This is a genomic window from Amycolatopsis suaedae (genome assembly GCF_004214935.1).
GTDB classification, from domain to species: Bacteria; Actinomycetota; Actinomycetes; order Mycobacteriales; family Pseudonocardiaceae; genus Amycolatopsis; species Amycolatopsis suaedae.
This window is the reverse complement of sequence record NZ_SFCC01000006.1, coordinates 46,801-65,791: the sequence shown is the minus strand read 5'-3', so window position 1 is coordinate 65,791 and position 18,991 is coordinate 46,801. Positions and strand designations below refer to the sequence as shown.

The following is an 18,991-nucleotide window of genomic DNA, read 5'->3' as shown; positions in this document are numbered from 1 at the left end:
GCCCCCTGAGTCGGCGTCTTCCCTCCTCGCCGTCGGCCGCGGAGCGGCCTTTGGGCTCGTCAGTCCAGACGCCGACGGGCCCGACCGGCACGTAGGAAGGTCAGCGTCGCCACGACGCCGGTCACCACCCCGGCGAGAGCGGGCACCGCGACGGCCGTCCGGCGCGGCGGCACCACCACCTGCCGGACGATCACCGGTGGCGGCGGCTTCACCGGCACCGGTGCGTCGCGGGCGGTGGCCGTCCACGCGGTGATGAACACGACCATCCGCGACACCAGCGAGATGAAGAACAGCACACCGATGACCGAGCCGAACGCCACGCCCGTCGGCGAGTTGCCGATCAACCGCAGGTAGATGCTCCCGGCCTGCTTGAGCAGCTCGAAGCCGACCGACGCCGCCAGCGCACCCCGGACCGCGCTCCGGATGCCGACCGGTGTCCGCGGCAGGCGGGTCAGCACCCACAGGAACACCAGCGCGTTGGCGACCAGCGCGAGCACGACCGAACCGATCGTCAGCAGGACCGACGCCACCCCGGTGTGGTCCAGCCCGGTCAGCCGCAGCAGGAACGTGCCAAGCGCGCCGCCGACGGCGGTGAGGCCGAAGGAGACGATCAGAGCCAGGACCAGGCTCAGCAACGCGAGGAAGTCCACCAGGATCATCCGCAGCAGCGGCGGGTCGACGCGTTGCTGGTCCCACATGGCCGTCAGGGCGTCACGTAGGGCGTTGATCCAGTTCCAGCCCGAGTACAGGCCGATGACCAGACCGAACACGCCGACCTGGGTGCGGTTCTCGATCAGCTTCGTCACCAGGTCCCGCGCGGTGGGGCCCAGCGAGTCCGGGACGACCCGCAGGATGCCCTCCGTGATCTGGCCGAGCAGCTCCGGCTGGCCTGCCAGCACGAAACCCGCGATCGACAGCCCCACCATCAGCATGGGGACGATGGAGAACACGCTGAAGTAGGTGATCGAGGCGACGTAGTGGTAACCGTGGTAGTCGACGTAGCGGTCCACCGCCCGCACCAGGTGGTCGAACCACCGGTAACGCGCGCGGAACCGGCGCCAGCCGGACGCGGTGCTCTGCTGGGTGCTCACGCGTATTACTAACCCGCGCCCGCCGGGACGGCCAAGGCGCCCCGCCGCGTCCGGACTCATCCACCCCGCATTCCCAGCACCGGCTGCCCGCCGCGGCCTGCCCGGTATCCGGGATCCCACGGCCAGTGCCCGCGGTCGTCCGGGTGCACGAGCTGCCTGGCCCGGATCCGGCCGCCGTAGATTCCGACCGCGGTCCGCAGGTGGGCCGACGGCTCGGTGAGCCGGACGGTCTCGGCCAACGTGCCGTCCGGCAGCGGCACCCTCCCGCCCGGAACGGGTGGCCCGTCGTCCAGCACGCCGCGGGCCAGCTGGTTGAGGATTCCGGCCGCCCGTTCCGGCAGCATTCCCGTGATCACCAGCTCGGGCAGGTCGTAGCCGGTGAGCCCGACCGTGTAGGCCCACGGCGGATACCGGCCGCCTTCGACCCCCTGCACCATCCACCCGTTCCGCGCGATCATCGCCGCGCACTCCTCCAGGTAATCCCGCACGGTGAGCCGCGGGTCGTCGCATATCCAGCACATCGGTTCCCCCTCCTCGTGGTTCCTGCGAACACCATGCGGGAGGGGACCGACACTGTGCTCCGGAGGCGTCGTGAGCCGATGACCGACGGTTCGGCCGGCGGGCTACCGATGGCGCAACGATGATCACCATCGAGATTCGCTGCCGAACGCGCGTCGCTACGGCCGGCTCCGGCGTTGGGCCGGTCGAGCGACGGCGTCACCCGTCTCAGGGAATATCCCGGTCGGCCGACTGGCCGACCCGGATCTGGCCCATCGACCGAAGTGAAGGCCCCGGGTGAAGGCCGAGACTGGAGGCAGTCAAGGCAAGGAGCACCCCATGTCGGTCATCGGCATCATCGGAATCGCCGTCGCACTGCTGCTGCTCGGGCTGATGGCGCTCGGGCCGTTGCTGGTGGAACTCAACGACCGCCTGCCGGCCCGGCCACGTCAGCGGACCGCCGAGCGCTCGTGCTCGGCAGCGGCGTCCAGCACCGCCGCGATGGCGTAGCGCCTGCTGTCGAAGACCGACGCCGGCCCACCCGGCAGGTCGGCGAGCGCGGCCTCCAGCAACTCCCGGCACCGGGCGAGGCCGGCGCGGCCCAGGGCGGGAAAGTAGGCGGGCACGACCTCGGCGGCATCCTCGAAGTCGAGCGACCGCGCGCGGGTCACGACCGTGTCCGCCAGCCGGACCGGGTCGGGCGAACCCGCCAGGCAGGCGGCGAGGTGGATCTCCTCGCACCTGGTCACCGCCGCGGTGAAGCCGCTGTCCTCCTCGTCGCGCGCCTCGCTCGCCTCGATGAGCAGCAGCCGGGCGTGTTCGACCAGGTCGGCGACCGCGTCGGCGTCGCCGCTACCGGCCAGCCGGTCCAGCACCGCGTTGACCCGCTCGAAGTAGGAGTAGGCATGCCACGGGTCGGGCAACCGGATCGCCTGCCGTAGCTCGGAAAGGTCCGGCAGCACCGCGTGCGCGTCCACAATGGACGAACGCATGCCCCGCATCCACGCCAGCGCGGTGGCCACGCAGTGCTTGCAGAACACCTCGTCCTGCCCCTGCGGGCAGTCGCACACGCCCTCGAGTCCCCCGTCGGTCAGCCGCAGACGAACGCGGTACGGCCTGGCGCCCGCGACCGTTGCCGTCACGGTCTCCCCCTCGACGAGGATCCGCCGGATGCTGCCCGACTCGAACACGTCGCGTCCACGGTCGAAGGTCCGCGGGTCGGCCGCTCCCCGGATGGACCATTCGGTCAGCAGAATCGCCATACCCCGACAGTGCCAGGCTCACCCGGCCAGGACAACGGTGGGGGCACACCCGGGAGGCGGGCTGGGCCAGCTGAGCGAACCCCGTCCTCGATCGTGTGTTGTCCGTGCACAGCACCTTGGCCTGCCCGTTCGGAGTTGGTTGCCTACTGGGGTCCAGCGACGGAAAGGCAGGTAAGTGGCGAAGATGCGGCCGTTCGAACTGCCCGAGTTCTACATGCCCTATCCGGCTCGCCTCAACCCGAACCTGGAGCGGGCGCGCGAGCACAGCAAGGCGTGGGCGTACGAGATGGACATGATCGACGTGCCGCAGAACGGTACCGCGATCTGGGACGAGCGGGACTTCGACGCGCACGACTACGCGTTGCTGTGCTCGTACACCCATCCCGACGCACCGGCTCCCGCGCTGGACCTGGTGACCGACTGGTACGTGTGGGTCTTCTACTTCGACGATCACTTCCTGGAGCTGTACAAGCGCACCCGTGACCTGACCGGCGCGAAGGCGTACCTGGACCGGCTGCGCGAGTTCATGCCGGTGGAGGGTGAGATCACCGCGGAGCCGGAGAACCCGGTCGAACGCGGCCTGGCCGATCTGTGGAACCGCACCATCCCCGCGCACAGCACCACCTGGCGCAGGCGGTTCGTGGACAGCACCCGCAACCTCCTGGAGGAGTCGCTGTGGGAACTGGCCAACATCAACGAGGGCAGGGTGGCCAACCCCATCGAGTACATCGAGATGCGCCGCAAGGTCGGCGGTGCGCCGTGGTCGGCGAACCTGGTCGAGCACGCGGCCGGCGCGGAGGTGCCCTCGGCGGTCGCGGCGAGCCGGCCGCTGGAGGTCCTGCGCGACACGTTCGCCGACGCCGTGCACCTGCGCAACGACCTGTTCTCCTACGAACGTGAGGTGCGGGAGGAGGGCGAGCTCAGCAACGGTGTGCTGGTTTTCGAGAAGTTCCTCGGCTGCAGCACGCAGGAGGCCGCGGAGTCGGTCAACGACCTGCTGACGTCGCGGCTGCACCAGTTCGAGCACACGGCGCTGACCGAGCTGCCCGCGCTGGTCGTCGAGAACGGTCTCGATCCGAAGGCACAGCGGGATCTCATGGCCTACATCAAGGGCCTGCAGGACTGGCAGTCCGGTGGGCACGAGTGGCACCTGCGCTCCAGCCGGTACATGAACGAGGGGATGGCCGATTCCGGGCCGGTTCTGGGTGGGCCGAAGGGTATTGGAGTGTCGGCCAGCCGGATCGTTCCTTCGCTGCTGGCGACGTCGGGGCAGCGGCTGCGGAGTTTCAGCCATGTCCCGTTCGCGACGGTCGATCCGTGGCGGCCGGAAATCCACCAGCCGTTCCAGCTGCGCATGAGTCCGCACCTGGACGTGGCGCGGGAGAACGTCGTCGAGTGGGCGCGCCGCATGGGAATCCTCGATCCGGTGCCCGGTGTCTGGGACGAGGCGAAGCTGCGTGCCTACGACCTTCCGCTGTGCGCGGCCGGGCTCCATCCCGACGCGACACCGGAGGAGCTGGACCTGGCCTCCGGGTGGCTCGCCTGGGGAACCTACGGGGACGACTACTACCCGCGCGTCTTCGGCCGCAACCCCGACCTGACGCCCGCGAAGATGTGCACCGCACGGCTGAAGCGGTTCCTGCCGGTCGGCGACGAGCCCACGCCGGCACCCACCGACGCGCTGGAGCGCGGGCTTGCCGACCTGTGGTTCCGCACCGCGGACGGGATGACCCCCGGCCACCGGCGCAGGCTGCGTACCTCGCTCGAGGTCATGCTGGATGCCTGGGTGTGGGAGCTGGACAACCAGCGGCAGAACCGCGTCCCGGATCCGGTCGACTACGTCGAGATGCGCCGCAGGACGTTCGGCGCGGACTTCACGATGGACCTGTGCCGGCTCACCAAGGACCACGCGGTGCCCGACGAGGTGTTCCGCAGCAGGCCGTTCACGTCCATGGAGAACTCGGCCGCTGACTACGCCTGCCTGCTCAACGACCTGTACTCATACCAGAAGGAGATCCAGTTCGAGGGCGAGGTGCACAACGCCGTGCTGGTGGTGCGCAACTTCCTCGACTGCGCCGAGGATCGTGCCAAGCAGGTGGTGGCCGACCTGATGACCGCGCGACTGCACCAGTTCGAGCACGTGCTGGCCGTCGAACTGCCCGCCATGTTCACGGACTTCGGCCTGGACTCCGGCGCCCGCCGGGCCGTGCTCGACTACGCGGAACAGCTCAAGCACTGGATGTCGGGTATCCACAACTGGCACGAGGGCTGCCATCGCTACAGCGAAGCGGACCTGCATCGGCACCTCGCCGCCGACCTGCGGTTGCCGACCGGCCCGACCGGGCTGGGTACCTCGGCCGCGCGGCTACGCCGGCTGGTGCCCGTTCCCTGAGCCGGCGCTCAGGGAACGGTCTGGTCGGGCACCGTCTGCCAGAAGCCGCAGCGGTGCTCGGCGGCCAGGTCGACAAGTCCACCGCCACCGGCGAGCCGGAGTGCGGTGGCACCGGGCCCGTACCGCGGCCACGCGGGCTGGTCGGGGCGGTTCGGGTCGCCGGTGTGCGCGAAGGCGGCCCAGTACCGAATCATCCGGCTCGACAGGGCCGGAGCCGTCGTGTCGAAGTTCGGGAACAGGAAGGGCAGCTCGGCCGCATGAGCCGCGCCGGCGGGGAAGGTCATACCGGGAACGGGCGGGCCCGGCTCCGCGAACTCGTAGGCCCACGTCGGCATCCGGGCGGCGAACCGCGTGGTGTAGCCGACTGCCGGGCAGGCGAAGACCCGGTCCGTGCTCACCGCCGCCCACGCCTGGCTGGGCGAGGCGTACCGCGACGGCGGGTACTCCGCGGCCACCTGCTCGGCCGCCGGCCCGAACGCCTCCCGTAGCAGCTCCGTGTAGCGCTGCGCGGTGAGCGGCTTACCCGCGAGGTCGTGCGATACCACGGCCAGCTCACTCATCTCGTCCCTGGTGAACCCGGCCAGGACGGGTACCGGCAGGACCCGCCCCTCGGCGATGGCCGGGTCGGGACCGAACGGCAGCACCGGATTGCCGTGAGCGGGCGAGAGGAACCGGTCGTGCTTGTCCAGCAGCGCGTTCACCGGCACCGCCCGCAGGCAGTCCGCGGCGGTGGCGGGGTCGGCGCAGCCCAGTTCGGCGGCAACCTTCGCCCCGTCCGGCTCGCGGTCGGCGACCGATGGCCACTGCGGGAACGCCGGCACCCCGGGAAACATCAGGCCGCTCGGGACCGTGCCGGCGCACGGCGCGCTCTGCAGGACCGCTCGCTCGAACAGACCGGCCGCCGAGGGCGACGCGAGCTGGGCGCAGACGCTCTTGCCGCCTGCGGACTCACCGGCCAGCGTGACGTTGCCGGGGTCACCGCCGAACGCCTGCGCGTTGCGTCGCACCCAGCGCAGGGCGGCCTGCTGGTCCTCGATCGCGTACCCACCGGAGCCGGTGAGAGCGTCGTGCGCGAGCAGCCCGAAGATCCCGAGCCGGTAGTTCAGGGTGACCACGACCACGTCGCCGTCGACGGCCATACGGCGGGCGTCGAAGTCGCTGCCCGCTCCCTCGACGAACCCCCCGCCGTGCAGCCAGACCAGCACCGGCCGCGGCGTCGCCGGCGACGCCGCCACGGGGGCCGTCACGTTGAGGAACAGGCAGTCCTCGGACGTGCTGGCGGCGTTGCCGCCTGCCGACGCACGCTGTGCGCACCGGGCTCCCGGCACCGTGGCGTCCCTGACCCCGGCCCATGCCTCGGCAGGCTGCGGCGAACGCCAGCGCAGTCCGCCAACGGGTGGCGCGGCGTACGGAATCCCCTGGAAGAGCCGGTACCGGTCGGTCGCGACTCCGCGGACCTGCCCGCTGTCCGTCGTCACCACCGGCCCGGGCGGCGGCGCTTGGGCGGGTGCCGGATCGCCGCTGCAGCCGGCCACCAATGCCAGCAGCATCCCCACCACGACCACTCGCCGCATCGAACCCCCTTCAGTTCAATGCAACTGTATGACCTCACTCCGCGTCAAAGTAATGCGGGTGCATTGAAATGCTTGGCGCCCTCCATGGTCAGCAGGAAACGCTTCCGTTCGATACCGCCGCCGTAGCCGGTGAGGTCACCGGACGAGCCGATCACCCGATGACAGGGCACCACGATCGAGATTGGGTTCTTGCCGTTGGCCAGGCCGACCGCCCGGACCGCGGTGGGGCGCCCGATCCGCTCGGCCAGCTCACCGTACGTGACGGTCTCCCCGTAGCCGATCCCGGTGAGGGCGGTCCAGACCGTCCGCTGGAACGGAGTTCCGCCGAAGTTCACCTCCAGTTCGAAGTCGGTGCGAGTACCGGCGAAGTACTCGGCGAGCTGCTCCGTCACCTCTCCGAACGCCGAGGGGTCCCGTTCTCCGAACGTCGACTGGTCCGGCCGGTGCCGCTGCTCGTCCATGTAGATCCCGGACAGCGTGCCGTCCGTGGCGACGAGCGTCAGCGGCCCCACCGGGCTGTCGACGACCGTGTGTGTGCGTTCCATCGTCCTTCCTTTCGTTCAGGCTGGTAGCCGGTTGATGCTGTGGTCACCTGTTGCCCACAGGTACTGCACGGCGTAGGCACGCCAGGGCCGCCATGCCGCGGCGTGGCGAGTCAGCGCCGCGGGTGTCGACGGCAGGCCGAGTTCACGAGCGGCCGACCGTACTCCGAGGTCGCCCGGCACGAACGCGTCCGGATCACCGAGCGCGCGCATGGCGATGGTCTCGACCGTCCACGGGCCCACGCCCGGCAGTTCGGCCAGCCGCGCCCGGGCGGCCGCCCAGTCCGCGCCTGCCCCGAGGTCGAGCTCCCCCTCGGCCAGGGCGCCGGCCAGGGCCGCCACCGTCCGCCGACGGCTCCCGGGCAGCGCCAGGCTCTCCGGGTCGATCTCCGTCAGCTCCGGTGCTCCGGGGAACAGGTGCGTGAGCCCGCCGTGCGGGTCACTCACCTGCTCACCGTGCGCGCGCACCAGCCGTGCCGCGTGGGTCCGTGCCGCCGCGGTGGAGACCTGCTGCCCCAGTACCGCCCGGACGGCGAACTCGACCGAGTCCACCGTTCTGGGCACCCGTCGGCCGGGAGCCGAGGCCACCGCCGCGGCGAGCGCCGGGTCCTGGCCCAGCACCTCGTCGACGGCGACCGGGTCGGCGTCCAGGTCGAGCAGCCGGCGGGACCGGGCGATCGCGGTCGACAGGTCCCGCAGGTCGCTCAGCGTCAGCCGGCACTCCACGTACCGCGCCCTCGGGCGCAGCGCCACGATGCCGTGACCGTGCGGCAGACGCAGGGTCCGCCGGTACGCACCGTCGCGCCACTCCTCCACGCCGGGAACGGCCGTGGCGACCAGGTGCCCGAACAGGTTGTCCGGACACAACGGCGTGCGGAACGGCAGCCGGACGACCACCGTGCCCGCGCCACCCGGCGCACCGCGGGCGGCACGGGATCGCAGTTCACTGGGCGACAGGGCGAACACCTCACGCACGGTGTCGTTGAAGGCACGCACGCTGGCGAACCCGGCGGCGAACGCCACGTCACCCATGGGCAGCGAGCTGGTCTCGATCAGCAGCCGGGCAGTCTGGGCACGCTGAGCCCTCGCCAGCGCCAGCGGGCCGGCCCCCACCTCGGCGTGCAGCTGTCGCTGCACCTGGCGGACGCTGTAACCGAGCGAGGCGGCGAGCCCCGGGACACCGTCACGGTCGACCACGCCGTCCGCGATCAACCGCATCGCCCTGGCCACGAGGTCGGCACGCTCGTTCCAGAGTGGCGAGCCGGGCGTGGCGTCCGGCCGGCACCGCTTGCAGGCCCGGTAGCCGGCCTGCTGCGCGGCCGCGGCACTGGGATAGAACCGCATGTTCGTCACCTTGGGCGGCACCACGGGGCAACTTGGCCGGCAGTAGATGCCCGTGGTGACCACCGCTGTGAAGAACCAGCCGTCGAAACGCGCGTCCTTCGACCGCACCGCTCGCACACACCGGTCCACGTCCTCGTACATGTCACCAGCATCGCCGAACCGCCCGGGTTCGGCTGGCGAAAAAGCGACATCTACCTGACGCACCGGCGCACACTCCGCAGGGCGGTGATGCGCCCGCTCCTACCGTCCTGTCGACCACCTCCGTTCCGTGCCGATGCCCGCTCGCCCGCTCGTCCACATAGGACCAGCTGTTCTCATGACCGCCACGCTACGGCCGGCACGGCGCCAGGACATCGGCGGAAAGTTACGGACCACCGTCTCTTCCGTCGTATTTCCCGGACGCCGGATCATCGACGAAAGTCGCAGGCAACCATCGACGAACGATCGATGTCCCGCCCTTCCCACCGCCGTAACGTGGCGGCCATGAGCGAACACCGCGGCTGGCCTAGGCTGAGCCGGCCGCGTGCGGGGAGCACGCCCGGGCCCGATCAGGAAAGGATGGCCATGACCACACCGGAGACCACGCTCGGCCGGCGGCTCCTCCGGCACATCAGGGACATCCCGGACTTTCCCAAGCCCGGCGTGACGTTCAAGGACATCACGCCGCTGCTCGCGGACCCGGCAGCCTTCGCGGAGCTGGTCGAGGCACTGGCGGGCCTCTGCACCCGGTACGGCGCCACGAAGGTGGCGGGTCTGGAGGCCAGGGGATTCGTCCTCGCGGCACCGGTGGCAATCCGTGCGGGAGTCGGCTTCGTGCCGATTCGCAAGGCGGGCAAGCTGCCGGCCGCGACCCTGACCGAAAGCTATGAACTGGAGTACGGCACTGCTCAGGTGGAGGTGCACCAGGACGCCTTCACCGAGCAGGACCGGGTGCTGCTGGTGGACGACGTTCTCGCCACCGGCGGCACCGCGGCGGCGGGCCTGCGGCTGGTGCGCCGGGCGGGCGCGACCGTCGTCGGCGTGGCCATGTTGCTCGAACTGGGATTCCTCGGCGGCCGGGCGAGGATCGAGCACGGCCTCGGCGGCGTCCCGCTGGACGTCCTGATCACTGTTGATTGACAAGCACACATAACGACCGATCTCCATAACCACTGCTTCTGACCTATAGAGCAACTAGGTCTTGGACTTCTGGCGTGGGCACGCTCAGGGTGGGTTCATGAGCACTTCCGTGAACCCAGATGTGACGTCGGCGCTGGCTCGGGCGGTGGCAGGCCCGGTGCACTCGCCAGGCACCGGTGGCTTCGCCGACGCCCTGGCGGGCTTCCAGGCGGCGGCGCGGCACGAGCCCGGCGTGATCGTCAGCGCCACCGGGGCCGAGGACGTGCGCGCCGCGGTGACGATCGCGGCCGGCACCGGAATGACGGTGGGGATGCAGTCGACCGGGCACGGTCAGGCACCCGGCACGACGTCGGGCCCGAGCCTGCTCATCGACACCCGGCAGCTGTCCGGTGTGCGGATCGACCCTGGCAGGCGTACCGCGCATGTCGGCGCCGGCGCACGCTGGCACCAGGTGCTCGACCTCGCCGCCGAGCACGGGCTGGCTCCGTTGAGCGGGAGCTCTCCGCACGTGGGGGCGGTGGGCTACACGGTCGCGGGCGGTCTCGGGCTGATGGCACGCAGGTACGGCTACGCGGCCGACCACGTGCGCGGCCTCGATCTCGTGACCGCCGACGGGACTGCTCGCCGCGTGACGGTGGATCGCGACCCGGACCTGTTCTGGGCCGTGCGTGGCGGTGGCGGCAACTTCGGCGTGGTCACCGCGATGGAGATCGACCTCGTGCCGGTGACCCGGTTGTACGGGGGCGGGATGCACTTCGCGGGAGACCTCATCCCGCGGGTGCTGCGTACCTGGCTCGGCTGGACGGCAGGTGTGCCGGACACCGTGACGTCGTCGGTGGGGATCGTGCCGTTCCCCGACATTCCGGCGGTGCCGGAGGCGTTCCGGGGCCGGGTGCTCGTTCACGTCCGGGTCGCGTTCACCGGGCCGGCCGCCGAGGGGGAACAGCTCGTCGCGCCACTGCGGGCGATCGGACCGCGACTCACCGACACGCTCGGCGAGCTGCCCTATCGCGCGAGCGGCTCGATCCACGCCGAGCCGGACTTCCCGCACGCCTACGTCGGCGACACCGCGTTGCTGCCGGAGGTCACCGACGAGACGGTGGACCGCATCGCGGACCTTTCGGTGCCCGGGGCTCCGGTGCCGTGTGTCATCCAGCTACGGCACCTCGGTGGCGGCGCCGGGAGGCAGCCGGACGTCGCCAACGCGGTGGGGCACCGGGACGCGAGCTACCTGCTGCAGGTGCTGTCGGGCCTGGACGGCACCGACCAGGCAGCGGTCGCCGACGTGCACAGCGGGCTGCTCGCGACGGCCGCGCCCGGCGGCGTGCGCAGGTCGCTGGGAATGACCTTCCGGGCCACGACCGTCGACGAGGTGCGCAGTGGCTACTCGGACGAAAGCTTCGCGCGGCTGGCGGCAGTCAAGACCGCCTACGATCCGGCCGACCTGTTCCGGCCCAATCACCACATTCCACCGGCGGCCTGATTTCATTTTCCGGAATCGAATAACTCCGGTTCCGGAAAATGAGCATGCCCGCGGGACCGGAAATCACGCGCCGATTTTCTGCAGCGTGGGCCGCAATTGATCGAGCAGCCATTGGACACCCACCACATTCGGCGCCTGCAGCATGACCGCCGTGTGGATACTGGTGGCCTGATACCGGCCTGCCCGCATGAGGTCGAGCCGGCGGACCAGCTCGTTCGACTCGAACGTCTGCTGGTCGCCGGGGCCGGCGAACGTCATGAACAGCACGTCGGCGGCATCCAGCTCCTCGACCCGCTCGTAGCTCAGGCCGATGGTCCCGGGGGCCAGGTCGGCGTTGGCCGGAGCGTTGGCGAAGGCGTCCGGCACCTTCATGCCCAGCGAGGTCATGAACTTCGTCGACAGGTTGTCCTTGCCGACCACCATCGGCAGCACCGGCCCGCGGGCCTGCCCGAACAGGTAACTCCTGCCGGCGATCCGCGGCAGCTCGGCCTTGAACCTGGCGACGGCGGCGCCCGCCGCGTTGATCAGCTCCTGGGCCTTGGCCTGCTCACCGAGCGCCCGGCCGATGGTCAGGGCGTCGGCCTCCATGGTCGAGCCGTAGAGCTCCTTCTCGAACGCCACGGTCGGGGCGATGCCGGTGAGCTTGTCGTACATGGACTTGTCGAGCTGGATACCGCTGGTGGCGAGGATCAGGTCCGGGTCGTACTCGGCGACCTTCTCCAGTGAGATGCCGTTGCTGTCCAGCCCCAGCACCTCGGGCGCGGGAGCGGGCACGTACGGCGCCATCGGCACGTCCGGGTAGTAGTACTTCACCGAGCCGACCACGTTCGCGCCCAGCGCGGTGGCCACGGCGTAGTCGTTGATACCCAGGGTGACCACCCGCTGCGGCTTCGCCGGGATCCGCGTCTCCCCGAACGCGTTCCGGAGCGTCACCGGGAAGGCGCCCTGCGCCTGCCCGCCCTCGGCCGGGGGCGGCTCCTCCGCGCCGCCACAGGCGGCCAACGTGACGGCGGTCGTGAGCGCGACACTGAGCGCGGCAAGGCGGCGGATCTTGAGCACAGGTTAGCCTAACCTTGCCCGTTGTGGACTTGTCAACGTCCCAGTCACTGGACGGTCATCACACCCCCCTGTGCCGCGCGGCCGGCGACCGACCATCATCGAACCCGGCTCTACACACGCTGACGCGGCAAGGGGACGACGGCATGCAGGACAAGACCGTTTTCGTGACAGGCGCGAGCTCTGGCTTCGGGGAGGCCATCGCCCGGCGCTTCGCTCGCGAGGGCGCCCGGATGATCATCGCCGCACGCCGGAAGGAGCGGCTGGCCGACCTGGCCGCCGAACTCGGCGACCGGGTGCACACGATCGAACTGGACGTCCGCGGGCGGGCCGATGTGGAGCGCGCGGTCGCCGAGCTGCCGTCCGAGTTCGCCGAGGTCGACCTGCTGGTCAACAACGCCGGACTGGCCAAGGGCCTCGAACCGGCCCACCAGGCCGACCTCGACGACTGGGAACAGATGCTCGACACCAACTGCCGCGGACTGGTGCAGGTGACCCGGGCCGTGCTGCCCGGGATGGTGTCACGCGGTCGCGGCCACGTGATCAACATCGGCTCGATCGCCGGCACCTACCCCTACCCCGGTGGCAACGTCTACGGCGCCACGAAGGCGTTCGTCCACCAGTTCAGCCTGAACCTGCGCAGTGACCTGCACGGCACCGGCGTCCGGGTGACCTGTGTCGAGCCGGGGATGAGCGCGACCGAGTTCTCAGTCGTCCGCTTCGGGGGCGACGAGAGCAAGGCCGACACGGTGTACTCGGGAATGCAGCCGCTGTCCGCCGACGACGTCGCCGAGGCGGTGTACTGGGCGAACACACAACCCGCACACGTGAACGTGAACACCATCGAGCTGATGCCGGTGGCACAGAGCTTCGCCGCCTTCCAGGTACACCGGGAGAACTGAACACACCCACCTCCTTCATCGCACCGGCAGGGCGTCGCGGGACGCGCCGTCCCGCAGGCCGACGCCGTCGAGGTCGGCGGCCTTGCCCGCCACCAGTCCGTCGCCGTAGCCGGTCCCGCTGAGCTGGCGAGGCGTCGCGAACTTCACCTGCCCGAACTCGGCCTGGTAGGCCTCGTCCAGCATCAGCTCCCGGTCACGCAGCACCAGCTCCGTGGACGGGCCGCCGTTGCTTGCCGCGTCGTACTCGCGGGCCGCGCGCATCTCGGCCTCGAGCAGGCGCTGCCGCACGGCGTTGCCGAACCCGCTCAGCCAGGTGCGGCGGTATGCGGCGACGGACTGCCGCCTGCCGGTCAGGCAGTCCGGGCGTACCCGGGTCAGCTGCGTGGACGCCTGCAGCAGCAGGCTGGTGAACAGCAGCTCGACCCGCTCCGCGTCGGAGCGGAAGCCGAACACGGTCACCGACTTCACCCGCTGACCGACCAGGGTCAGGACGACCCGGCACCGCAGCGGGTCGGCCACACAGCCGACCAGGTAGGCCTTGTCCCTGCTGTACGGGTTCTCCAGATTGATTGTCAGACCGACGATTTCGTCGGGATCACCTCCCGTGGCGGCCAGAACCGCCCTGTCGATGCCATAGCGCGCAATGAGTTCGGCGGCCTTCGCGTTGTAGGCCTCGGCCTCCGCTTCGGTGACCGCCGGATTCTCCGCCTTGGCGAGTAGTTTGCGGACCTTGTCGAGTAGTTCGGTGTTTTTGGGCACGAACATATGTTCGCATGGGGGGTAGTGGGGGGTGGGAATGTATTGGGGGGTCGGCGTGTTTGGGTTGTGGTGCTCCGCGGGCGGCACCGGAATCTCCACACGATCTCCACAACTCGGCCCGCCCGCCTCCACGTCCGCTGCATAGAGTCGCCGGCATGAACGGAGCCGGACGACGAGTCCTGGTGGTCGAGGACGACCCGACCATCGCCGAGTCGGTGGCCGCACGACTGCGGGCCGAGGGACACACCGTCGACGTGGTCCACGACGGGCCGTCGGCCGTGACCGCCTGCGCCGACCTGCGACCGGACCTGGTCGTGCTCGACGTGATGCTGCCCGGCTTCGACGGTCTCGAGGTGTGCCGCCGCATCCAGGCCGAGCAGCCGGTGCCCGTTCTCATGCTGACCGCCCGCGACGCGGAGACCGATCTGCTCGTCGGCCTCGCCGTCGGCGCCGACGACTACCTGACCAAACCGTTCTCCATCCGCGAGCTCGCCGCACGGGTGCAGGCACTGCTCCGGCGAGTGGACCGCTCGGCCACGGCGGCCGGAAGCCGGATCGTGGTCGGCGATCTGGAGATCGACCAGACCGAGCGGCGGGTGCGGCGGGGTGGCGTCGAGGCACACCTCACGCCGACCGAGTTCGACCTGCTGACCCAGCTCGCCCGGCGTCCCCGCGCGGTGGTGGGCAGGGACCGGCTGCTCAGCGACGTCAGGGGCTGGCCGGACGGGTCCGGCGGGCGCGCGGTGGACAGCCACGTCAAGGCGCTGCGGCGCAAGCTCGGCTCCGACCTGATCCGCACGGTCCACGGCGTGGGCTACGCACTGGAGGTGCCCAGGTGAACGCCATGGAGTTCCTGCCCCGCCCGCTGGACCCGATCCGGTCGATCAAGCTCAAGCTGGGCATCCTGGTGGCCGCGTCGACCGCCGTCGCGTTCGCGTTCTTCCGCTGGCAGATCGGCTGGATTCCGTGGCGCACCACCATCGGCGGCATCGTGCTCGCACTGGTCACCACCCAGCTGCTGGCCCACGGGATGACCAGGCCACTGCGTGCGATGACCACCGCCGCGCGGGCCATGGCCAAGGGCGACTACACCCGCAGGGTGCGCGCCACCTCCCGCGACGAGGTCGGCGAGCTGGCCCGCGCCTTCAACCAGATGTCGGAGGACCTCGCCGACGCCGACGCCAGGCGCAGGGAGCTGATCGCCAACGTCTCGCACGAGCTGCGCACGCCCGTCACCGCGTTGCGGGCCGTGCTGGAGAACCTCGTCGACGGCGTCACCAAACCCGACGACGCCACGCTGCGGACCGCACTCGGCCAGACCGAGCGGCTGGGCAGGCTGGTGACCGAACTGCTGGACCTCTCCCGCATCGACGCCGGGGCACACACGCTGCGCCGCGCCGAGTTCGACGTCGCGCCGCTGCTGGCCGAGGCGGTCGCCGAGGCCAGGGTCTCGGCCGCCGCGCAGGGCCGGGGCGTGCGGTTCGAGGTGCACGTGACGCCCGAGGACGCGCGTGCCTACGCCGACCGGGAACGCCTGCACCAGGTCGTGGCCAACCTGCTGGACAACGCCGTACGCCACGGCCCCGCCGGTGGCGAGGTCAGCGTGCGCGCCGCGAGCACGACCGGCGGCGAACTGGCGATCGAGGTCTCCGACGACGGGCCCGGCATCGCACCCGAGGACCGCGAACGGGTCTTCGAACGCTTCACCAGAGGCGAACGGGCCGCCGACGGCGGCACCGGACTCGGCCTCGCCATCGCGCGCTGGGTCGCCGACCTGCACGGCGGGCGCATCGCCGTCGTCGGCGAAGGCAGCCGCATCCGGGTCACCCTGCCCGGCCGTTCCTGACATCCGCGAAAGGACCATTCGTGCCCGATTCACGGTCGACCCTGCCCTCTTCACCCCCGGTCCTGCACCGGCTGCCGCGTGTCCGCCCCCGCCCGACGGCCGCCCCGGCCGTGGTGGTGGCCGTGGCGGCAGCGGGAATCGCCGCCGGAGTCGCCCTGCCCCTGGGCGGCCCCGGCATCGGCTGGCCGCTCGTGGCCGTGACGACGGCCGCCGCGACGGTCTTCGCACTCCGGCGCAGCCCGGTCGAGACGACCCCGATGACCGCGGACCCGATGCCCGGGCCGGGCCGGATCGCCCGCTGGGGATGGGCGGTGACGGCGGTGCTGCTGTTCGCCGTCGCCGCGCTGCGCACCTCCGGCTGGCTGGTCTCCCTGTGCCTGCTGGCAGGCTGCGCGGCGGGTTCGCTCGCGGTCGCTGGCGGACGGTCGCTGCGTGACCTGGTGTTCGGGACGCTCGCCGTGCCGGTCGGCGGGCTGATCGGGCTGGGCTGGCTGGCCCGCGGTGTCGCCGGACGTGGCGGTACCGGCGGCGGGCGGCGAACGGTCGCTCCGGTGCTGGTGAGCCTCGCCCTGCTCCTGGTGTTCGTCCCGCTGCTGTCCGGCGCCGACGAGCGCTTCGCCGACCTGCTGTCCGCACTCGTGCCGGCGGTCGGGCCGGATTCCGTCGCCCGGACGGTGGTCGCGTTCTGCCTGGTCGCCGCGGGGACGGCGGGCGCGTGCTACGTGGTGGTGGCCCGTCCCGTTCCGGCTGCCGCCGCCCCGCTACGCGGCCGGTTGTCGCTGCGGCGCACCGACTGGGCGCTGCCGGTCGGCGTGCTGTGCGTGCTGTTCGGGGTGTACGTGGCGGTGCAGCTGGTGGCCCTGTTCGGCGGCAGTGGCTACGTCCTGCGGACGTCCGGACTGACCTACGCCGAACACGCCAGGGGCGGCTTCTGGCAGCTGTGCGCGGTCAGCGTACTCACCCTCGGCGTGATCACGCTCGTGCTGCGCTGGGCGGACACCGGCACGGCGGCGAACCGCACCTGGCTGCGGTCGCTGGTGGCGACGCTGGGCCTGCTGACGCTGGTGATCGTGGCGTCGGCGGTCTTCCGGATGTGGACCTACCAGCAGGCCTACGGCTTCACCGTGCTGCGGCTGGGTGTGATGGCCTGCGAGCTGTGGCTGGGCGTGGTCTACGTCCTGGTGATCGTCGCCGGTATCCGGCTACGGCCGTCGTGGCTGTCCAGGGCCATCGCCGGCACCGGGTTCGCGGTGCTGCTCGGGCTGGCGCTGCTCAATCCCGACCGGTTCATCGCCGACCGCAACATCGACCGCTGGGAACGCACCGGCAGGCTGGACGTGCGTTACCTGTCCGGGCTGTCGCTGGACGCCGTGCCCGCCTACACCCGGCTCCCGCTGGAGCTACGGGCCTGCGCGGTGCTGCGGCACCGGCCCGAGCAGTACGGGCAACGGTCCTGGTACGAATGGACCATCGGCCGCACCGAGGCGGTCGAGGTGGTCACTCGTACGCCCGTCGCAGGCGACTGCTACCCGCGCTACCCGTGATCGAACGGGGGCCGGCAGGGAGAGGAGCAGGACATGATCCGCCACTCGGCAACGCTCGCGGTCGACGAGCGCATCCGCGCCCTGAAGGCGCAGGGCCGCCCGGTGCTGCACCTCGGGTTCGGCGAGGCCGGGCTGCCGGTGCTGCCCGAGGTGGAACAGGTACTCGCCGGGGCGGCCGGCCGCAACGGTTACGGCCCGGTCGCCGGGTCGCCGGCCGCGCGCTCGGCGGTCGCGGAGTGGTTCGGCCGCAGGGGCCTGCCGACCGACCCCGCGCAGGTCCTGCTCGCGCCCGGCAGCAAGGCACTGCTGTTCGCGCTGGTCACGGTGCTGCCGGGAGACGTCGTGCTGCCGCGGCCGGCGTGGGTCAGCTATGCGGCGCAGGCCGCGCTGGCAGGACGCAGGGTGATCGGCGTCGACGTGCCGGCCGAAGCCGGCGGCGTTCCCGACCCCGGCCTGCTGGCCGAGGAGCTGCGGGCGGCCCGCGCGGCGGGAGCCGAACCGGGCATCCTGATCCTCACCCTGCCGGACAATCCGACCGGCACGGTTGCCTCCGCCGACCTGGTCGCCAAGGTGTGCGCGGTCGCCCGCGAGCACGGGCTCGTGGTGATCTCCGACGAGATCTACCGCGACCTGGCCGACGAGCCGGTGCACAGCCCCGCGCTGGAACTGCCGGAACGCACGGTCGTCACCGGCGGGCTGAGCAAGAGCGTCGCACTCGGCGGGTACCGGATCGGGTTCGCCCGGCTGCCCGACCCGCCACTGCCCGGTCTCTACGAGGGCGTGCTGGGCGTGGCGAGCGAAATTTGGTCTAGCTTGCCGTCGCCGATGCAGGCGGTGGCCGCCTACGTTGCGGGCGATCCGCCGCCGGTACGCGAGCACGTGGCGGCGAGCAGGCGGCTGCACCGTGCCGTCGCGACCGCCGTACACGCCGAGTTCGTCGCCGCGGGCGCGACCTGCCGGCCGCCGCGGGGCGCGTTCTACCTCTACCCGGACCTCGAACATCTCCGCGACCGCTTCGCCACCGGCGCCGAACTCGCCGAGCACCTGCTGGAACAGCACGGCGTCGGCGTGCTGGCCGGTGCCGAGTTCGGTGACGACCCCGCGCGGCTGCGGTTCCGGGTCGCGACCAGCCTGCTCTACGGCGAGGACGCCGAGCAGCGCTGGACCGCGCTGCGCAGCGAGGACCCGCTGCGGCTGCCGCAGATCAGCGCGAGCCTGGAACAGCTGCGCGATGCGCTCGGCGCGGTGGGCCGAGGAGCCTGACCAGCGAACCGGGCGGCACCTCCAGCAACTGTTCCAGACAACGCAGCGCGGCGATCGACCCCGGGCGTTCCGGCTGGCAGCGACCCGACTGCCAGTAGCTCAGCGTGGCGAGGCTGACCGGGACGCCCTGGGCCCGCAGGCGGTACCGGATCCGCTCAAGGCCGAGGCCCCGCGCGCGGATCGCGGCTCGTAGCGCGGCGGCGAACGGGCCGGTCGCCAACAGCAGTTCAAGGGTTTCGGAGGGCTCGGAAACCCGCTGGGTGGTCATCATCGACGCCACCTTCCTTGATGAGCGCACCAGCCTATTCCCGGACCC

At 71.2% G+C, this 18,991-nt stretch carries 18 protein-coding genes; 9 read left to right on the top strand and 9 right to left on the bottom strand.

Annotated elements, in window-relative coordinates; genetic code table 11:
* Positions 1-59: 59 nt before the first annotated feature.
* Together EWH70_RS12890 and EWH70_RS12885 are read right to left on the bottom strand one after the other, a co-directional pair.
* Positions 60-1,091 carry a YhjD/YihY/BrkB family envelope integrity protein gene (locus EWH70_RS12890; RefSeq protein ID WP_240686960.1) on the bottom strand — a complete coding sequence of 344 codons (1,032 nt, stop codon included), beginning with the start codon at positions 1,089-1,091 and terminating at the stop codon, positions 60-62.
* Positions 1,092-1,147: 56 nt separating this feature from the next.
* Positions 1,148-1,612, bottom strand: coding sequence for a DUF4262 domain-containing protein (locus EWH70_RS12885; RefSeq protein ID WP_130475597.1), 465 nt, complete (start codon positions 1,610-1,612; stop codon positions 1,148-1,150).
* A gap of 316 nt (positions 1,613-1,928) precedes the next feature.
* On the opposite strand from EWH70_RS12885, the gene EWH70_RS35450 reads away from it, so the two are divergent.
* Positions 1,929-2,099, top strand: coding sequence for a hypothetical protein (locus tag EWH70_RS35450; RefSeq protein WP_165436255.1), 171 nt, complete (start codon positions 1,929-1,931; stop codon positions 2,097-2,099).
* On the opposite strand, the gene EWH70_RS12880 is transcribed toward EWH70_RS35450, so the two are convergent.
* Complete coding sequence (locus tag EWH70_RS12880) at positions 2,039-2,851, bottom strand: SWIM zinc finger family protein (RefSeq protein ID WP_130475596.1); 813 nt, start codon at positions 2,849-2,851, stop codon at positions 2,039-2,041. The genes EWH70_RS35450 and EWH70_RS12880 overlap by 61 nt on opposite strands.
* Positions 2,852-3,035: 184 nt before the next feature.
* Between EWH70_RS12880 and EWH70_RS12875 the strand changes: the two genes are divergently transcribed.
* Positions 3,036-5,243 (top strand): terpene synthase family protein, encoded by a 2,208-nt coding sequence (locus EWH70_RS12875; RefSeq protein ID WP_130475595.1) that lies wholly within the window; start codon positions 3,036-3,038, stop codon positions 5,241-5,243.
* Between the two features lie 8 nt (positions 5,244-5,251).
* On the opposite strand, the gene EWH70_RS12870 is transcribed toward EWH70_RS12875, so the two are convergent.
* Genes EWH70_RS12870 through EWH70_RS12860 form a run of 3 tightly spaced genes read right to left on the bottom strand, consistent with a single transcriptional unit; the run spans position 5,252 to position 8,844 of the window.
* Positions 5,252-6,817, bottom strand: a complete 1,566-nt coding sequence (locus EWH70_RS12870) for a carboxylesterase/lipase family protein (protein WP_130475594.1) — start codon at positions 6,815-6,817, stop codon at positions 5,252-5,254.
* A 44-nt stretch (positions 6,818-6,861) separates the two neighbouring features.
* The gene (locus EWH70_RS12865) at positions 6,862-7,362 is read right to left on the bottom strand and encodes a methylated-DNA--[protein]-cysteine S-methyltransferase (protein ID WP_130475593.1); all 501 of its coding nucleotides are present in this window, start codon (positions 7,360-7,362) and stop codon (positions 6,862-6,864) included.
* A 15-nt stretch (positions 7,363-7,377) separates the two neighbouring features.
* The gene (locus EWH70_RS12860; protein ID WP_130475592.1) at positions 7,378-8,844 is read right to left on the bottom strand and encodes a DNA-3-methyladenine glycosylase 2 family protein; all 1,467 of its coding nucleotides are present in this window, start codon (positions 8,842-8,844) and stop codon (positions 7,378-7,380) included.
* Between the two features lie 423 nt (positions 8,845-9,267).
* On the opposite strand from EWH70_RS12860, the gene EWH70_RS12855 reads away from it, so the two are divergent.
* A complete protein-coding gene (locus EWH70_RS12855; RefSeq protein ID WP_130475591.1) occupies positions 9,268-9,822 on the top strand; it encodes an adenine phosphoribosyltransferase in 555 nt (184 codons plus the stop codon).
* A gap of 97 nt (positions 9,823-9,919) precedes the next feature.
* Complete coding sequence (locus tag EWH70_RS12850) at positions 9,920-11,305, top strand: FAD-binding oxidoreductase (protein WP_130475590.1); 1,386 nt, start codon at positions 9,920-9,922, stop codon at positions 11,303-11,305.
* A 63-nt stretch (positions 11,306-11,368) separates the two neighbouring features.
* Here EWH70_RS12850 and EWH70_RS12845 read toward each other — a convergent pair whose 3' ends face one another.
* Complete coding sequence (locus tag EWH70_RS12845; RefSeq protein ID WP_130475589.1) at positions 11,369-12,364, bottom strand: ABC transporter substrate-binding protein; 996 nt, start codon at positions 12,362-12,364, stop codon at positions 11,369-11,371.
* 143 nt (positions 12,365-12,507) lie between these two features.
* Here EWH70_RS12845 and EWH70_RS12840 point away from each other — a divergent pair, with 143 nt between their 5' ends.
* Positions 12,508-13,263, top strand: a complete 756-nt coding sequence (locus tag EWH70_RS12840; RefSeq protein ID WP_130475588.1) for an SDR family oxidoreductase — start codon at positions 12,508-12,510, stop codon at positions 13,261-13,263.
* Positions 13,264-13,278: 15 nt separating this feature from the next.
* On the opposite strand, the gene EWH70_RS12835 is transcribed toward EWH70_RS12840, so the two are convergent.
* Complete coding sequence (locus tag EWH70_RS12835; protein ID WP_130475587.1) at positions 13,279-14,028, bottom strand: DUF2786 domain-containing protein; 750 nt, start codon at positions 14,026-14,028, stop codon at positions 13,279-13,281.
* Between the two features lie 149 nt (positions 14,029-14,177).
* On the opposite strand from EWH70_RS12835, the gene EWH70_RS12830 reads away from it, so the two are divergent.
* The 4 genes from EWH70_RS12830 (at position 14,178) to EWH70_RS12815 (ending at position 18,675) form a co-directional block, all read left to right on the top strand.
* Positions 14,178-14,861 (top strand): response regulator transcription factor, encoded by a 684-nt coding sequence (locus tag EWH70_RS12830; protein ID WP_130475586.1) that lies wholly within the window; start codon positions 14,178-14,180, stop codon positions 14,859-14,861.
* Positions 14,862-14,866: 5 nt separating this feature from the next.
* Positions 14,867-15,868: a sensor histidine kinase gene (locus EWH70_RS12825; RefSeq protein WP_130475871.1), complete on the top strand. Its 1,002-nt coding sequence runs from the start codon at positions 14,867-14,869 to the stop codon at positions 15,866-15,868.
* A gap of 122 nt (positions 15,869-15,990) precedes the next feature.
* On the top strand, positions 15,991-17,412 hold the full coding sequence (locus EWH70_RS12820; RefSeq protein ID WP_130475585.1) for a DUF4153 domain-containing protein: 1,422 nt from the start codon (positions 15,991-15,993) through the stop codon (positions 17,410-17,412).
* A gap of 33 nt (positions 17,413-17,445) precedes the next feature.
* On the top strand, positions 17,446-18,675 hold the full coding sequence (locus tag EWH70_RS12815; RefSeq protein WP_130475584.1) for a pyridoxal phosphate-dependent aminotransferase: 1,230 nt from the start codon (positions 17,446-17,448) through the stop codon (positions 18,673-18,675).
* Here the strand turns inward: EWH70_RS12815 and EWH70_RS12810 are convergent.
* Positions 18,617-18,946, bottom strand: coding sequence for a transcriptional regulator (locus EWH70_RS12810; protein WP_130475583.1), 330 nt, complete (start codon positions 18,944-18,946; stop codon positions 18,617-18,619). The genes EWH70_RS12815 and EWH70_RS12810 overlap by 59 nt on opposite strands.
* Positions 18,947-18,991: the final 45 nt, after the last annotated feature.

Coding starts and splice junctions, on each gene's coding strand:
- EWH70_RS12855 (WP_130475591.1), top strand. CDS start 9,268: ATGACCACACCGGAGACCACGCTCGGCCGGCGGCTCCTCCGGCACATC.
- EWH70_RS35450 (WP_165436255.1), top strand. CDS start 1,929: ATGTCGGTCATCGGCATCATCGGAATCGCCGTCGCACTGCTGCTGCTC.
- EWH70_RS12885 (WP_130475597.1), bottom strand. CDS start 1,612: ATGTGCTGGATATGCGACGACCCGCGGCTCACCGTGCGGGATTACCTG.
- EWH70_RS12840 (WP_130475588.1), top strand. CDS start 12,508: ATGCAGGACAAGACCGTTTTCGTGACAGGCGCGAGCTCTGGCTTCGGG.
- EWH70_RS12880 (WP_130475596.1), bottom strand. CDS start 2,851: ATGGCGATTCTGCTGACCGAATGGTCCATCCGGGGAGCGGCCGACCCG.
- EWH70_RS12870 (WP_130475594.1), bottom strand. CDS start 6,817: ATGCGGCGAGTGGTCGTGGTGGGGATGCTGCTGGCATTGGTGGCCGGC.
- EWH70_RS12830 (WP_130475586.1), top strand. CDS start 14,178: ATGAACGGAGCCGGACGACGAGTCCTGGTGGTCGAGGACGACCCGACC.
- EWH70_RS12860 (WP_130475592.1), bottom strand. CDS start 8,844: ATGTACGAGGACGTGGACCGGTGTGTGCGAGCGGTGCGGTCGAAGGAC.
- EWH70_RS12850 (WP_130475590.1), top strand. CDS start 9,920: ATGAGCACTTCCGTGAACCCAGATGTGACGTCGGCGCTGGCTCGGGCG.
- EWH70_RS12810 (WP_130475583.1), bottom strand. CDS start 18,946: ATGATGACCACCCAGCGGGTTTCCGAGCCCTCCGAAACCCTTGAACTG.
- EWH70_RS12865 (WP_130475593.1), bottom strand. CDS start 7,362: ATGGAACGCACACACACGGTCGTCGACAGCCCGGTGGGGCCGCTGACG.
- EWH70_RS12815 (WP_130475584.1), top strand. CDS start 17,446: ATGATCCGCCACTCGGCAACGCTCGCGGTCGACGAGCGCATCCGCGCC.
- EWH70_RS12875 (WP_130475595.1), top strand. CDS start 3,036: ATGCGGCCGTTCGAACTGCCCGAGTTCTACATGCCCTATCCGGCTCGC.
- EWH70_RS12825 (WP_130475871.1), top strand. CDS start 14,867: ATGGAGTTCCTGCCCCGCCCGCTGGACCCGATCCGGTCGATCAAGCTC.
- EWH70_RS12835 (WP_130475587.1), bottom strand. CDS start 14,028: ATGTTCGTGCCCAAAAACACCGAACTACTCGACAAGGTCCGCAAACTA.